The sequence below is a fragment of the Bacillus pumilus genome, assembly GCF_900186955.1.
GTDB classification, from domain to species: Bacteria; Bacillota; Bacilli; order Bacillales; family Bacillaceae; genus Bacillus; species Bacillus pumilus.
The window spans coordinates 2,472,154-2,487,088 of record NZ_LT906438.1 but is presented as its reverse complement, the minus strand read 5'-3'; the positions used below and the strand labels follow the sequence as shown (position 1 = coordinate 2,487,088).

Genomic DNA, 14,935 nt, shown 5'->3' with positions numbered 1-14,935 from the left:
TTTGCCCTGCCGACAAAAGTCTTGTTCTTTTTTTTTACTGCTATGGTAAAGTGTGAAACAGAAAGAAGGACGGGTTAAATTCGCGCTGATTCATTGGACAGAAAGGTCTTTCTTACAAACATGTCAGAAAGCGGGGAATGACAGTGAAAAAGAGGCAGGCAAAAAAACAAGGGCTAAAGGTCAATATTAATGGCAAGGAAGAAATGGTGCATGAAGATGATCATCAGCCGCCAAAACAGCAAGAGGATCAAGTGACGTTTTCGAATTGGGAGGAAAAGAGACATTCTGAACAGGAGACAGCGGCTTCTCAGGAAGATTCGTCTAAACCGAAAGAAGAAGATTTCCAGTGGGATGATGCTGCTGATCATATTTATCATTCTGATCCAAAAGTCGTCACACCTTATCAAAAGAAAAAAAGCTCCTTTGATCAGAAGTTCGGTAAAAATCGTGGTCCCTTCAAGAGAGTGATGACAACGATTGTGTTTGCGGTCGTTCTTGGGACAGGCCTTGGGGTGTTTGCGCTTAGTTTAAGTCAAGATGGTACATCAAATCCTTCAGGTGGAGATATCAGTGTCTCGGCATCTGGTTCTGGAAATCAATCATCGATGAAAGCTGGTGGGGATGCGCCGAATGCAGGTACTACAGATGAATCAAAAGAGAACAAAGATGAAAAAAGTGCCTCTGGCAGTTTATCAACCTTTGTTGTACAGGCTGGGAAATTCTCTTCTGAAAAAGGAGCAGATGACTTAGTTGGCAGTTTAAAAGATGCAGGATATGCTGGGAAAAAGGTTTCCATGGATGATGGATATTATGTCATTGCCGGGCTTGCGACAGAGCAGGGGATGACAAGCGCTGTAGGGAAGAAATTGATTGATCAGCACTTTGAGGCGTGGGGAGGAAAGGAGCTCTCATTTCAAGTGCCGGATGAGCTGACTAGTTTAATAGAAAAGGCATCTGTATTATCATCCAAAGTGATTGCAGGCGATGAAGTGGATCAAAAGGAAGTCACGCAGCTAATTTCTGAGCTTGAAAGTGCCAAAACAGAGGATGCACCGGCTAAAAGCAGTTTGCTAAAAGCTGTGCAGCTCTTAAATGACCCAACTGCTGAAAATGGATGGAAATCTCAGCAGGCATTGCTTGATCAATTAAATACGTAAAATCATTTTTTAAGAAACGAAACTAGTCAAAAAATGACTAGTTTTTTTCTTTTGCATCCAACATAATGATGAAGGTACATGAAAAATGAATTTTCGTAAATTGTCGGTAAGATGTACATTTGCTAGGATGAATGGGTATCTTACTTCTTAGGCTAAACCCTGAAAGGATGAACAAACATGAACCAATTGATTCTCGCATCGCAATCACCTAGAAGAAAAGAATTGCTTGATCTAGCAGGGTTTTCTTATGACATTCAAGCAAGTCATTTAAAAGAAGAAATTAATCGAAACCTTTCCCCTGCTGAGAACGTCCAATGGTTGGCAGAACAAAAAGCAAATGATATTCAAAGATTAAATCCCAAAGCTGTGGTCATTGGTGCAGATACAATTGTTGCAATTGACGGCAAATGTCTTGGGAAACCAAAAGATAAGAAAGAAGCGGCTTTTATGCTTCAATTATTATCAGGAAAGACACATCAAGTCTTGACGGGTGTCACGGTTCAGTCAGAGAATAGAAAAGAAACATTTTATGAACAGACAGAAGTGACATTTTGGACGCTGACTCAAAATGAAATAGACCGCTATATCGATACGGGCGAACCCCTTGATAAAGCGGGAAGCTATGGCATTCAAGGGAAAGGCGCACTGTTTGTTCAAAAAATAGATGGTGATTATTTTTCCGTTGTCGGTCTACCTATTGCGAAAACAGTCAGAGTGCTTGAAACCTTTGGAATCACCCCTTTTTGAAGACAGGAAGGAATTCTAAAAGGAGTGGTCATCCTGAACGATTTCCCTATGCTGCTAAAGCATCTCCCTCATGATGAAAAACCGAGAGAACGATTTATCAAATACGGGCCCAGCAGTTTGTCAAATCATGAACTTGTTGCGATTCTTCTAAGAACAGGCACGAAAAAAGAATCAGTTCTCCAAATTTCTGCAAGACTTCTGCAAACATTTGGCGGTCTTCGCTCTGTAAAAGAAGCCTCAATTGAAGAAATGTCGAAGATTAGAGGAGTTGGAAAGGCGAAGGCGATTTCTCTTTTAGCTGCTTTAGAACTCGGCACTAGATTACACCATCAAACGACGGATAACCGCTATGTGATCCGCACACCAGAAGACGGAGCGAACTTTGTGATGGAAGATATGAGATTTTTGACACAGGAAAATTTCGTTTGTCTTTATCTCAATACAAAAAATCAAGTTCTTCATAAACATACCGTGTTTATTGGAAGCCTGAATTCATCGATCGTTCACCCGCGTGAAATTTTCAAAGAAGCCTTTAAACGATCGGCCGCTTCATTTATATGTGTGCACAACCATCCATCTGGAGATCCGACGCCCAGCAGGGAAGATATTGAAGTTACACAGCGACTTTTTGAATGTGGAAAGCTGATTGGAATACAGCTGCTTGATCATCTGGTCATAGGTGATCAAAAATTTGTGAGTTTGAAGGAAAAAGGGTATTTGTAACACTTTTTTTTTCAATGTTTTACGATATAATAGAGTTTATGAGTTTTTCCCTAAAGGGAATTTTGGTTTAAGAAAGGAAGATACATACATATGTTTGGAATTGGTACAAAAGACCTTGGAATAGATCTTGGAACAGCGAACACGCTTGTTTTTATTAAAGGAAAAGGCATTGTTGTAAGAGAACCTTCGGTCGTAGCTTTGGAAACTGATACGAAGTCTATAGTGGCGGTTGGAAATGACGCGAGAAACATGATTGGCCGTACACCTGGTAATATTGTGGCACTTCGCCCAATGAAAGACGGAGTCATTGCAGATTACGAGACGACAGCAACAATGATGAAATATTACATTAATCAAGCATTAAAAGGCAAAGGGCTTTTTGCTCGTAAACCTTACGTGATGGTATGTGTACCATCTGGTATTACAGCTGTAGAAGAGCGTGCAGTTATTGATGCAACAAGACAAGCTGGTGCACGTGACGCATACCCGATTGAAGAGCCATTTGCTGCGGCGATCGGTGCTAACCTGCCTGTATGGGAGCCAACAGGAAGTATGGTTGTTGACATTGGCGGCGGTACAACAGAGGTAGCCATTATTTCTCTTGGCGGTATTGTGACATCACAATCAATCCGCGTGGCAGGAGATGAAATGGATGATGCGATCAGCAGCTACATCCGTAAAACGTATAACCTGATGATCGGTGATCGTACGTCAGAAGCTATTAAAATGGAAATTGGTTCTGCGCAGCCTGATGTACATGATGAAATGGATATTCGGGGCCGTGACCTTTTAACTGGTCTGCCAAAAACAATCTCGATTACAGCAGATGAGATTGCAAAAGCGCTTCGCGATACAGTGGAAACAATTGTTGATGCGGTGAAAATGACACTTGAAAAAACTCCGCCTGAGCTGGCAGCAGATATTATGGACCGTGGAATCGTCTTAACTGGCGGCGGTGCATTGCTTCGTAATCTTGACAAAGTCATTAGTGATGAAACGAAGATGCCAGTCATTATTGCTGAAGACCCGCTTGACTGTGTGGCAATCGGAACAGGAAAAGCACTAGAGCATATTCATTTGTTCAAAGGAAAATCAAAAGATAATCGATAATCGGGCGTAAATAAAGAGGTGTAAGACATGCCGCAGTTTTTTATGAATAAAAGATTAATGTTGCTCCTTGTCTGTGTCATCGTACTGGTGGCCATGATTGGTTTTTCAGTGAAAAGCGGCAGAGGTGCTTCATGGCCGGAAAAATTAGTGGGGGATACGACAGGCTTTTTTCAAGGTGTCTTTCATAAACCATCACAATTTATCGCCGGTATTTATGGGAACGTACAAGATTTAAAGAACACATACGATGAAAACGAACGTCTTCGAAAAAAACTTGATGGACAAACCCAATATGAGGCGAAACTTCAAGAACTAGAAGATGAGAACAAAAAGCTTCGCAAGCAGCTCGGTTATGTGAACTCTATTCGTGATTATACGCCAATTCTATCAACGGTTATCGCTAGAAACCCGTCCCTTTGGGATAGCTTTGTCATGATTGATAAAGGGAAAAAACAAGGCGTTGACAAAGATATGGCGGTCACAAATGAGAGTGGTGCGTTAATTGGGAAAATTGAAAGTGATAAGCTCAACAATTTTACTTCGACTGTAAGGTTGCTAAGCTCTACTGACCAAAATAATAGAATTTCAACGAAAATTTTTGCGAAAAAGGGCAAAGAAGAACTCAACGGAATTATTAACGGCTATGACAGTAAGAAAAAAATGCTGACAATGAATATTCTGAAATCTGATGCAGATGGAGATGTCAAAAAAGGAGATCTTGTTGAAACATCTGGAGCAGGGGGCGTATTCCCTCAAGGCTTGACGATTGGTAAGGTGAGTGAAATCGAGCCAGATCATTACGGCCTGACAAAAATCATTTATGTAGAACCAGCGGCTGAACTCAACAATTTAGACCGCGTGATTGTGGTGAATCGCAGCTCAAGTACGGCAGATGCATCTGAATTGACGAAGGAGGAAGGATCGTGAGACGTTTCCTTCTTGCTTTCGTCATGTTGTTTATCTTCGTATTTGACAGTATTTTTGTCGATCTAGTGAAGCTCCCATTTGTTTCAGACAATCAAATTTTAGCTCCTCATTTCATCTTACTCGCACTTGTATTTATGACGGCTTTTGTGAATCAAAAATATGGTGTGATTTTCGGTTTTATCTTTGGACTTTTATATGATATTTCGTATACAGGCATACTTGGTGTTCATATGTTTGGCTTTGGAGCGCTCTGCTATTTGCTAGCGAAAGCCTTTAAAGTTTTGCAAACAAATATGTTAGTGGTCGTCTTTCTGTCGATTATTGCTGTTTCCGTGATGGAGTTTTATGTATACGGCGTTCAAGCGACAATTCAACCAGGTATTATGCCGTTTAATACGTATGTCATCGAACGCTTTATTCCAACGATTCTTTTAAATACTGCTGCGTCTCTCATACTTGTTGTGCCGCTTAGGCTCTTTTTCATCAATATGAAACAAGGACTGATCGACGAATAAAAGCAGGAGTTTGTCCAAATACGGCGAAATGAGTATGTTGTTGAGGTGAGCATCTTGAAAACTCAAAAACAGCAATATGTGACAATAAAAGGTACAAAAAACGGATTAACATTACAGTTAAATGATGACTGTTCGTTTGATGACCTTCTTTCTGGCTTGCGAGAGGTTCTTTTACTTGAGCAATATACAGATGGAAGGGAAGGTCATAAGGTTAATGTGCATATTAAGCTTGGTTTTCGGTATTTAACAGAGGATCAGGAAATGCGTTTGACTGAAGCAGTCTCTGAAAATGAACATCTCGTCATTCACTCTATTGAAAGTGACGTCATGTCAACTGAAGAGGCGAGACGATTAAAAGCAGAGGCCGAAATTACCTCTGTAGCCAAAATTGTGCGCTCTGGACAGGTACTGTATGTTGAAGGAGATCTCTTATTAGTAGGAGATGTCAATCCTGGCGGAACGATTCGTGCAGGGGGAAATATTTTTGTGCTCGGCGCTTTAAAAGGCGTGGCACATGCTGGATGTAATGGGAATAAACAAGCTGTCATTGCGGCATCTCGTATGATTCCAACACAGCTTCGCATCGCACAAGTGTTTAACCGTGCACCAGATCAAAAAGAAGATGGAAATGAAATGGAATGTGCTTATTTAGATATAGATGGCAACATGATCATTGAACGCCTGCAGCAATTGGCTCATATAAGACCTAATCTGACAAGGCTTGAGGGAGGAATGTGAAATTGGGCGAGGCTATTGTGATTACCTCAGGAAAAGGCGGCGTTGGCAAAACAACAACATCTGCAAACTTAGGCACAGCACTAGCAATTCAAGGGAAAAAGGTGTGTCTAGTTGATACCGATATTGGCCTTCGGAATTTAGATGTCGTGATGGGGCTTGAGAACCGCATTATTTATGATCTAGTCGATGTAGTAGAAGGAAGATGTAAAATTCACCAAGCGCTTGTAAAAGATAAGCGTTTCGAGGATCTTTTGTATCTTTTACCCGCTGCTCAAACAAGCGATAAAACGGCTGTAGAACCAGAGCAGATCAAAGAATTAATTCAATCATTGAAACAAGACTTTGATTATGTCGTCATTGATTGCCCTGCTGGAATTGAGCAAGGCTTTAAAAATGCTGTATCTGGTGCAGATAAGGCAATTGTCGTGACGACGCCTGAGATCTCAGCTGTAAGAGATGCCGACCGTATCATCGGCTTGTTAGAACAAGAAGATATCGAACCACCTCGTTTGATTGTCAACCGTATTCGTACACACATGGCGAAAAGTGGCGATTCAATGGATGTGGATGAAGTTGTCCATCACTTATCGATTGATCTTCTTGGCATTGTCGCTGATGATGATGACGTGATTAAGGCTTCAAACAATGGTGAACCGATTGTCATGGATGCTAAAAATAAAGTCTCGATTGCGTATCGTAATATCGCCCGCCGCGTACTAGGCGAATCTGTTCCACTTCAATCATTTGAAGATGAAAACAAAGGAATGTTTGCGAAGCTGAAAGCATTTTTTGGTGTAAGAGCTTAATAAGCATTCAGGTAAAATGAGACCGATTCGATCAGAATCGGTCTTTTTGTTGCATATCAGATGAGGTCACCACATAAAATGTACAAACTGTTTGTATGTAAAGGGTGATCTCATGAAAAGTGTGGACGAGTACCGAAAGAAAATCGCGCAGCGCCGCAAAACGAAGCAGTCAGCTGCTCCATCTAAGAAGACGACTTTCAAGAAAAAAGAGGATATCCCTCCATGGGTCATGCTGACAGAGGAAGAAAAGCATTCAGGGTCGTCTTCCTTTGAATCGTCGTCTCATCAGCCGAAGAAATATCAGCATCCGCTATTTAACCCCAATGCCTTTGTGCTGAAATGTTTATTATCTGCGTCTCTTGTGTTGATTGTAGCCATTTCATTTAAAGGTCAGGCAGGGCCGTTTCAGCAGCTGAAGCCGATCATTACGCAGACCTTTGAGCAAGATTTTCAATTTGCTGCTGCCAATCGCTGGTTTGAGAAAACAGTTGGAAACCCCCTTGCCTTTTTAACCGACAAAAAGGAAGACCAAAAAGATGTACAAGCGAACCAAGAACTGGCCGTACCTGCTTCTGGAAAAGTACAGGAATCCTTTACGCAAAATGGAGCAGGTGTCAAAATCGAAACATCGGCTGAAGCGATTGACAGTATGAAGGAAGGCTATGTAGTAGAAGTGAAAAAGAAAAGTGACACAGGGCTGACAGTGGTCGTGCAGCATGCGGATAACAGCTATAGCTGGTACGGTCAATTAAAGGAAGCCAATGTGGCCTTATACGATTTTGTCGACAAGGGTGAGAAAATTGGCCAGATCTCACTTGATGATCAAGGAAAGGGCACATATTACTTTGCCATTAAGCAAAATGAACAGTTTATCGATCCTATTCAGGTGATGACCTTTGAATAGATGGCTGGTCATGCTGACGAAAATTCACATTCATCCGCTGCTGTGGATTGTGATGGCGTTTGCGATCCTCTCTGGTCAAATCAAGCCGCTGCTTTGTCTGCTCATTATCGTCTTTGTCCATGAGCTTGGACATGCAGCGGCTGCTTGCTATTATCATTGGCGCATTCGGCGGATTTTTCTACTCCCGTTTGGCGGAGCGGTAGAAGTAGAAGAGCATGGGAACCGCCCGCTAAAGGAAGAGCTGGCGGTCATTTTATGCGGGCCGCTCCAGCATGTACCGCTCCAGCTTATGGCGTGGTTTTTCATGGAAGCTTCTCTTATTTCACACGACATTTTTACGATGTTCACTTTTTATAATATGGCGATTTTCCTTGTGAATCTTTTGCCGATTTGGCCGCTAGATGGCGGGAAATTATTCTTTTTGCTCTTATCAGCATATTACCCTTTCCAACGTGCACATGCCCTTGCCATAAAAGGCTCCCTTGTCTTTTTTAGTCTGTTGACAGGCGGATTACTTTTGTTTGCGCCGCTTCAATTCAACGGCTGGGTGCTGCTCACCTTTTTAGCCTATTCACTCGTGATGGAGTACCGGCAGCGGCATTATGTCAGGGTTCGTTTTTTACTAGAACGTTATTACGGTAAAAAAGAGCAAAAGGTAGAAAAGCTGATTCCGCTGAGAGCGAGCGCTGAGGAAAAAGTATATGAAGTCATGGCGCGATTCCAAAGAGGCTGTAAGCATCCGATTATTATTGAAAGAGATGGCGTGAAAATGAGCCAGCTTGACGAAAATGAACTGCTTCATGCATATTTTTCAGATCGAAGAACTACCTCCTCCATGGAAGAGCTTCTTTTGCCGTACTAGTGATGAAAATACGTTGACATTCTGCGTCTAATTTGATATATTTTTTAATGTTATGGATATGTAGCACCCGTGCTACAACCGCGCGAAGCAGGTGTAAAGAGCCTAAGGCCCCCTGTATTCGGCGAGTCTGAGTTTATTAGGAGGTGCAGAGATGTACGCAATTATCGAAACTGGTGGTAAACAAGTAAAAGTTGAAGAAGGTCAAACTGTTTATGTTGAAAAACTAGCTGCTGAAGCAGGTGAAACAGTAACTTTTGAAAACGTATTGTTTGTCGGCGGAGACACTGTCAAAGTGGGTAACCCTTCAGTTGCTGGAGCAACAGTAACGGCTAAAGTTGAAAAACAAGGTCGCGGTAAGAAAATTACTGTGTTCAAGTACAAACCGAAGAAAAACAACCACAAGAAACAAGGTCATCGTCAACCTTACACTAAAGTTGTTATCGAAAAAATCAACGCTTAAGGCGTGTGAGTGATATGATCAAAGCAACCATTACTCGGTCGGCAGCAGATGAAAGCATTACGTCTTTTCAGATGACTGGACATGCCGAGTTTGCTGAAAAAGGTCAGGATCTCGTTTGTGCAGGAGTATCTGCTGTTGTTTTCGGCTCAGTCAATTCAATTATTGCACTGACAGGATTGGACCCTCTGCTTGATATTGGCGAGGAAGGCGGCTATTTCTCTTTTGAATTGCCGGCTGATACAGATCCAGTATCCTTTGAAAAAGCCCAGCTGCTTTTAGAAGGCATGGTCGTTTCCTTAGAAACAATCGAACGAGATTATCACGATTATGTGAGAATATCTACAAAAAAATAGGAGGTGAACTTCATGCTTAGATTAGATCTTCAATTTTTCGCATCTAAAAAAGGGGTAGGTTCTACAAAGAACGGACGTGACTCTGAGTCTAAACGTTTAGGCGCTAAACGTGCTGATGGTCAATTCGTAACTGGTGGTTCTATCCTTTATCGTCAACGTGGAACGAAAATCTATCCAGGTGAAAACGTTGGACGCGGAGGCGACGACACTCTTTTCGCTAAAATCGACGGAACAGTTAAATTCGAACGTTTCGGTCGTGACCGTAAAAAAGTGAGCGTATATCCTGCGGCACAATAATTGCTAAAAACTCCGGTCATTGACTGGAGTTTTTTTCACTTTTTACAAGTAGTATCGAAGATGAAAAAGAGATGCACTCCATCAATATCAAAGAACGTTTGCTGACTTTGCCTCATTTTCTCCTATAGATCAGAAAAAACAACCTTTCCTCACATAACTAGTGTTTTTCTATGCTGTCTTCTCTGTTATAATTCAGGGAGACATATTGATGATAAGACTCCTAAAAGAGAGACCAAACGATTGGGAGTGCGATAATGGAAGAGATATCAAGTAAACAAAACGAAAAATTAACTCACGTTGCATTAACAAATGAATTGATCTATCTGCTCAGTCGTTCAAGACATGACTGGATGAATAAATTGCAGCTGATCAAGGGCAACTTGACATTAGAAAAATATGACCGTGTGTTTGAAATTATAGAAGAAATGGTCATTGAAGCACAGCATGAATCCAAACTCTCAAATTTAAAAATTCCCCAATTGGCCTATTACTTTCTAACATTTAATTGGGAGTCGCATTTTATCACCTTAGAATACGAAGTGCTTGGTGAAACCCGAGACTTATCAGCATATGAATCGCAGCTGCTAACGGTATCACAGGAGTTGTTTTCGATATTCGATCAATCAGTTTGCCAGAAAACTGAAAATCATTTAACGGTCACGTTCCAAACAGATCATGAAGAGAATGATGTGATCTTATATTTTGATTTCAAAGGAAAATTAACAAGTTTGGATGCGTTAAATGCGTTTCATGACGCAAACTATCCATGTATGAGTGTAGTTCAATTTCATGTGACAAGTCATGAGTCCATGATCGAGCTTTGTTTGAGGCAAGAATGAGATATGTGATGCAGAGAAACGGAGGAAGTTATGTTTGTAGATCAGGTTAAAGTGTATGTTAAAGGCGGTGACGGCGGAAACGGTATGGTGGCGTTTCGTCGTGAAAAATATGTGCCAAAAGGCGGGCCGGCTGGCGGCGATGGTGGAAATGGTGCAGATGTTGTATTTGAAGTAGACGAAGGACTCAGAACATTGATGGACTTTCGTTATAAGCGCCATTTTAAGGCGGATCGCGGCGAGCACGGAATGAGTAAAAACCAGCACGGCCGAAATGCGGAAGAAATGGTTGTCAAAGTTCCGCCCGGTACGGTTGTGACGGATGCAGAGACGGAACAGGTACTCGCAGACTTAACAGAGCATGGACAGCGGGCAGTCATTGCAAAAGGCGGACGAGGCGGACGTGGAAATTCACGTTTCGCAACACCGGCAAACCCTGCACCACAGCTTTCTGAAAATGGCGAGCCAGGTAAAGAGCGTGACGTCATCTTAGAATTAAAAGTACTTGCAGATGTTGGACTTGTTGGTTTCCCAAGTGTCGGGAAATCGACACTGCTTTCAATTGTCTCTTCTGCGAAACCGAAAATTGCGGATTATCATTTCACAACGCTTGTGCCGAACCTAGGAGTTGTCGAAACAGATGATAACCGAAGCTTCGTCATGGCGGATCTGCCAGGACTGATCGAAGGCGCGCACGAAGGTGTTGGCTTAGGTCATCAATTTTTACGCCACATTGAGCGGACACGTGTCATTGTCCATGTCATTGATATGTCAGCACTTGAAGGACGTGACCCGTACGAAGATTATGTGACGATTAATGAAGAGCTTGAGCAATACAATATGAGATTGACTGAGCGTCCACAAATCATTGTAGCGAACAAAATGGACATGCCAGATGCTGCTGACAATCTAGCGGCATTTAAAGAAAAATTAACGGATGACTATAAAGTGTTCCCAATTAGTGCGATCACAAGAGAAGGGCTTCGTGAGCTTTTATTTGAAATCGCCAATCAGCTTGAAACAACACCGGAATTCCCGCTTTATAATGAAGAGGAACTGTCTGATAACCGCGTAATGTACAGGTTTGATGAGGGAGATGCACCATTTGAGATCACAAGAGATCCTGACGGTACATTTGTCATAACGGGTAAAGCACTTGAGCGACTGTTTAAGATGACAGATTTCTCAAGAGATGAGTCCGTGAAACGATTCTCTAGACAATTGCGCGGAATGGGTGTCGATGATGCCTTGCGTGAGCGTGGTGCACAAGACGGCGACATCATTCGTCTGCTTGAATTTGAATTTGAATTTATTGATTGATCAAAAGGAGGGTCCAGTCCATGGGCTCTCCCGTTTTTAAAAGGGGAGAAAACAGGTGAAAGAAGAAACGTTCTATTTAGTAAGAGAGGATGTCCTTCCAGATGCGATGCGAAAAACGCTTGAAGTCAAAAAGCTTCTCGATCGCAAAAAAGCGGATTCAGTTGCCGATGCTGTTCAACAAGCGGATTTAAGCCGCAGTGCTTTTTATAAATACAGAGATGCTGTTTTTCCATTTTATACGATGGTGAAAGAGCAGATCATCACATTGTTTTTCCACCTTGAGGATCGGTCTGGGGCTTTGTCAAGACTGCTTCAAATTGTGGCTGACTCTGGCTGTAATGTGTTATCCATTCACCAAACGATTCCGCTGCAAGGAAGAGCGAATGTCACGCTATCCATTAGCACGGCTGGTATGGCAGATGATATCAATACAGTCATGAATCAATTAAGAAAACTTGAATTTGTCGAAAAAGTTGAAATTCTAGGTTCTGGGGCGTAAAAGGAGAGATCATAGCAGATGAAGCAATTAACTGTAGGTTATTTTGGACCAGAGGCAACATTTACTCATTTGGCCGTATGCTCTTGCTTTCCAGCAGATGCAATGCAGCGTGCCTATGCAACGATTCCGCAATGTATGGATGCTGTGTCAAAAGGCGAAGTCGATTTGGCGGTCGTTCCACTTGAAAATGCACTCGAAGGATCTGTAAACTTAACGATTGATTATTTAATTCATGAAGAAGCGCTGTCCATTGTTGGTGAAATGACAGCACCGATTCGGCAGCATTTGCTTGTCCACCCATCAAGAGCGGAAAGCTGGGAGACATTAGATGTGATCCAATCACATCCGCACGCGATTGCCCAGTGTCATCAATTTCTGAAAAAGCAGTACCCAGATATTCCGCATCGTCCAGTTGAATCAACAGGTTATGCAGCGAAATATATCAGTGAGCATCCGGATGAGGCTGCTGGGGCCATTGCGAATGAAATTGCCGCACAAACGTATGGTTTAACGATTGCAAAAAAAGACATTCATGATTATCCGCACAATCATACACGCTTTGTTATTTTACATAAAGATCCTAAAGCATCGTTCCCAATGAATGCAGGGTTCTCATCGAAGCCAAAAACGACCATTGTCGTCAGTCTGCCAAAGGATGACCAATCAGGTGCATTGCACCGCGTGTTATCTGCCTTTTCTTGGCGAAATCTCAACTTGTCAAAAATTGAATCTCGTCCAACAAAAACTGGTCTTGGACACTATTTATTTATTATAGATATAGAAAAAGAAATGGATGATGTCCTTGTCCCTGGTGCGATTCAGGAATTAGAAGCAATTGGCTGTGAAGTCAAATTGCTCGGCAGCTACCAAACATATGAACTAACGAATGAAAAATAGTGTCCCTTGCAGGACACTATTTTTTTAATCTTTAATTAAAAAGCCAGCATCATCGAGCGCTTGGATGGCTTGGTCAAGCTGCTTTTGACTGTAAGAAGTGAGTGTATGTAAATGCACACCGTCTGTTAGTTCTGACAAGTAGGAGGCGCCCGTGTTAGAAATATGATGAACGAAATCAGCTACTTGCTTGCGAGTGCTGACGCGAATCGAGGCCGTTAGTTCACCGTAAACAGGGTGCTCTATAATCACATCTTTTACCGTCACCCCAAAATCTACAATTAAGGTCAGTTCCTCTTCTGTACGAACAGGATCATGCTTGCAGGCGATGATTTGTTCAATTTCTCTTTCTGGCGCATGCTGAGATGCCATATACACATAGCCTTGACTTGTGGCAATAATGGGTTCGTTTTTTGCTTTCAATAGTGAGATATCTTGTACAATGACTTGTCGAGAGACAGCTGCCTTTTTAGCCAAAAAGCTCCCGGTGAGCGGTGAATCTGTTTCTTTCAGCCACTCTAAAATGGCGTTTCTTCTCTCTTCGCCAATGAGTTTCCTCTCTTGCTCCACGTCTTATGCTCCTTTCTTCTCCTTTTGCAATTGTTCAAATGTATGCAAAAGCTGATCGATGTCCTCTTTTGACGACTTCGATCCAAATGATAGTCGAATGAATTGAAGAGCATCACGGTCTGATACGTGCAATGCCTTCACAGCCGGGGAGGGATGATGATAACCAGAAGCACATGCGCTTCCAGTCGATATACAAATCCCATGCCGGTTACATGCTAACATTACATATTGTCCTTCAAACCCTTCAAAAAAACAACCAATAATATGAGGCAACATAAGGCGATTGCCATTGTTCTGAAGTGTACGAACAGGAAGCTGTCTCATTTTCAGCTGTTGAAGAAAATAATCACGAAGCTGCTCATTTTGCCGTTTTTGCTCATCTAGCTTAAGCATTAATTGTTCGCTCGCAGCAGCAAAAGCACCGATGCATGGAACGTTCACTGTTCCAGGGCGGAAGCCATTTTCCTGAACTGCACCTGAATATAAAGGCTTCCAAGGAACGTGAGCGCCCATATAGACAGCACCAGCGCCCTTAGGTGCATACACTTTATGGCTAGAGATGGATACGGCATCAACCCCAAGCTCCTTGATGGACACACGAACCTTTCCGAATGTTTGCACGGCATCTGTATGAAAAAGAATGTGCCTTTCTTTTAAAATGGGTGCTAATTCAGCGAGCGGCTGGATAATCCCTGTTTCTGAATTAGCATGCTGGATAGATACTAATCCTGTTTCAGGCAATAATGCATCTTTGAGAATGTCCTGAGTGATGATCCCATCTTGATTCGGTTCAATGATCGTAACCTTCGCGCCAAGACGCTCTAAGCTCTTAACCGCATGATGAACAGAAGGATGCTCTACAGAAGTTGTGATGACATGCTGCCTGTCTGCTGGCAGACCATTTGCCATCGATTGAATCGCAAGAAGATTGGATTCCGTTCCGCCGTTTGTAAAGTAGATGCCCTCTGGTTCGCCCTCAAGAATGGCAGCGATTGATTGTCTGCTGTAAGTCAGTATGTCATTTGCTCTTCCGCCTGCATCATGTAGACTGCTTGCATTCCCGTAGCAATCTTTACTTAGCTGCTGAAAAACATGCAGTGCCTCCTCCGAAACAGGTGTAGAAGCTGCGTAATCTAAATAAACCAATCCATCCATCTCCTATGAGAAAATTTTTTCTTGTATTTATTGTAGTGTTGTGTAATGATATGTGTCAAGAC

At 42.3% G+C, this 14,935-nt stretch carries 19 protein-coding genes and 1 other annotated feature; of the genes, 17 read left to right on the top strand and 2 right to left on the bottom strand.

Translation table 11 applies throughout. The features are described 5' to 3' along the window. The first annotated feature begins 137 nt into the window (after positions 1 to 137). From CKW02_RS12825 to pheA, 17 genes are all read left to right on the top strand, one after another. Complete coding sequence (locus CKW02_RS12825) at positions 138 to 1,157, top strand: SPOR domain-containing protein (protein WP_003216728.1); 1,020 nt, start codon at positions 138 to 140, stop codon at positions 1,155 to 1,157. A 177-nt stretch (positions 1,158 to 1,334) separates the two neighbouring features. Next, on the top strand, positions 1,335 to 1,904 hold the full coding sequence (locus CKW02_RS12820) for a Maf family protein (RefSeq protein ID WP_003216355.1): 570 nt from the start codon (positions 1,335 to 1,337) through the stop codon (positions 1,902 to 1,904). Between the two features lie 48 nt (positions 1,905 to 1,952). Beyond that, the gene (gene radC, locus CKW02_RS12815; RefSeq protein WP_034620589.1) at positions 1,953 to 2,627 is read left to right on the top strand and encodes a RadC family protein; all 675 of its coding nucleotides are present in this window, start codon (positions 1,953 to 1,955) and stop codon (positions 2,625 to 2,627) included. A 90-nt stretch (positions 2,628 to 2,717) separates the two neighbouring features. Next, positions 2,718 to 3,737 carry a rod shape-determining protein gene (locus CKW02_RS12810; protein WP_003216532.1) on the top strand — a complete coding sequence of 340 codons (1,020 nt, stop codon included), beginning with the start codon at positions 2,718 to 2,720 and terminating at the stop codon, positions 3,735 to 3,737. 27 nt (positions 3,738 to 3,764) lie between these two features. Then, positions 3,765 to 4,664 (top strand): rod shape-determining protein MreC, encoded by a 900-nt coding sequence (gene mreC / locus CKW02_RS12805; RefSeq protein WP_003216396.1) that lies wholly within the window; start codon positions 3,765 to 3,767, stop codon positions 4,662 to 4,664. Beyond that, positions 4,661 to 5,179 carry a rod shape-determining protein MreD gene (mreD, locus tag CKW02_RS12800; protein WP_003216271.1) on the top strand — a complete coding sequence of 173 codons (519 nt, stop codon included), beginning with the start codon at positions 4,661 to 4,663 and terminating at the stop codon, positions 5,177 to 5,179. Before mreC ends, mreD begins: the two co-directional genes overlap by 4 nt. A 54-nt stretch (positions 5,180 to 5,233) precedes the next feature. Next, on the top strand, positions 5,234 to 5,917 hold the full coding sequence (gene minC / locus CKW02_RS12795) for a septum site-determining protein MinC (RefSeq protein ID WP_003216790.1): 684 nt from the start codon (positions 5,234 to 5,236) through the stop codon (positions 5,915 to 5,917). A gap of 2 nt (positions 5,918 to 5,919) precedes the next feature. After that, positions 5,920 to 6,723 (top strand): septum site-determining protein MinD, encoded by an 804-nt coding sequence (gene minD, locus CKW02_RS12790; protein WP_003216504.1) that lies wholly within the window; start codon positions 5,920 to 5,922, stop codon positions 6,721 to 6,723. A 112-nt stretch (positions 6,724 to 6,835) separates the two neighbouring features. Continuing rightward, positions 6,836 to 7,627, top strand: a complete 792-nt coding sequence (locus CKW02_RS12785; protein ID WP_003216570.1) for a M23 family metallopeptidase — start codon at positions 6,836 to 6,838, stop codon at positions 7,625 to 7,627. Continuing rightward, complete coding sequence (locus CKW02_RS12780) at positions 7,620 to 8,489, top strand: M50 family metallopeptidase (protein WP_034620586.1); 870 nt, start codon at positions 7,620 to 7,622, stop codon at positions 8,487 to 8,489. Before CKW02_RS12785 ends, CKW02_RS12780 begins: the two co-directional genes overlap by 8 nt. A gap of 66 nt (positions 8,490 to 8,555) precedes the next feature. Next, positions 8,556 to 8,628 (top strand) — a sequence feature (ribosomal protein L21 leader region). A gap of 12 nt (positions 8,629 to 8,640) precedes the next feature. Beyond that, on the top strand, positions 8,641 to 8,949 hold the full coding sequence (rplU, locus tag CKW02_RS12775) for a 50S ribosomal protein L21 (protein ID WP_003216781.1): 309 nt from the start codon (positions 8,641 to 8,643) through the stop codon (positions 8,947 to 8,949). A gap of 14 nt (positions 8,950 to 8,963) precedes the next feature. Then, positions 8,964 to 9,302 carry a ribosomal-processing cysteine protease Prp gene (locus CKW02_RS12770; protein WP_003216478.1) on the top strand — a complete coding sequence of 113 codons (339 nt, stop codon included), beginning with the start codon at positions 8,964 to 8,966 and terminating at the stop codon, positions 9,300 to 9,302. Between the two features lie 12 nt (positions 9,303 to 9,314). Continuing rightward, positions 9,315 to 9,599, top strand: coding sequence for a 50S ribosomal protein L27 (gene rpmA, locus CKW02_RS12765; RefSeq protein ID WP_003216586.1), 285 nt, complete (start codon positions 9,315 to 9,317; stop codon positions 9,597 to 9,599). A gap of 254 nt (positions 9,600 to 9,853) precedes the next feature. Next, on the top strand, positions 9,854 to 10,438 hold the full coding sequence (locus CKW02_RS12760) for a sporulation initiation phosphotransferase B (RefSeq protein WP_003216825.1): 585 nt from the start codon (positions 9,854 to 9,856) through the stop codon (positions 10,436 to 10,438). A 30-nt stretch (positions 10,439 to 10,468) separates the two neighbouring features. After that, a complete protein-coding gene (obgE, locus tag CKW02_RS12755) occupies positions 10,469 to 11,755 on the top strand; it encodes a GTPase ObgE (protein WP_003216191.1) in 1,287 nt (428 codons plus the stop codon). A gap of 55 nt (positions 11,756 to 11,810) precedes the next feature. Further along, the gene (locus CKW02_RS12750) at positions 11,811 to 12,254 is read left to right on the top strand and encodes an ACT domain-containing protein (protein WP_003216269.1); all 444 of its coding nucleotides are present in this window, start codon (positions 11,811 to 11,813) and stop codon (positions 12,252 to 12,254) included. An 18-nt stretch (positions 12,255 to 12,272) separates the two neighbouring features. Next, positions 12,273 to 13,151, top strand: coding sequence for a prephenate dehydratase (gene pheA / locus CKW02_RS12745; RefSeq protein ID WP_003216746.1), 879 nt, complete (start codon positions 12,273 to 12,275; stop codon positions 13,149 to 13,151). 24 nt (positions 13,152 to 13,175) lie between these two features. Here the strand turns inward: pheA and CKW02_RS12740 are convergent, their stop codons facing one another. Together CKW02_RS12740 and CKW02_RS12735 are read right to left on the bottom strand one after the other, a co-directional pair. Further along, complete coding sequence (locus CKW02_RS12740) at positions 13,176 to 13,718, bottom strand: transcription repressor NadR (protein WP_003216377.1); 543 nt, start codon at positions 13,716 to 13,718, stop codon at positions 13,176 to 13,178. A 3-nt stretch (positions 13,719 to 13,721) separates the two neighbouring features. Further along, positions 13,722 to 14,864: an IscS subfamily cysteine desulfurase gene (locus CKW02_RS12735; RefSeq protein WP_003216758.1), complete on the bottom strand. Its 1,143-nt coding sequence runs from the start codon at positions 14,862 to 14,864 to the stop codon at positions 13,722 to 13,724. Positions 14,865 to 14,935: the final 71 nt, after the last annotated feature.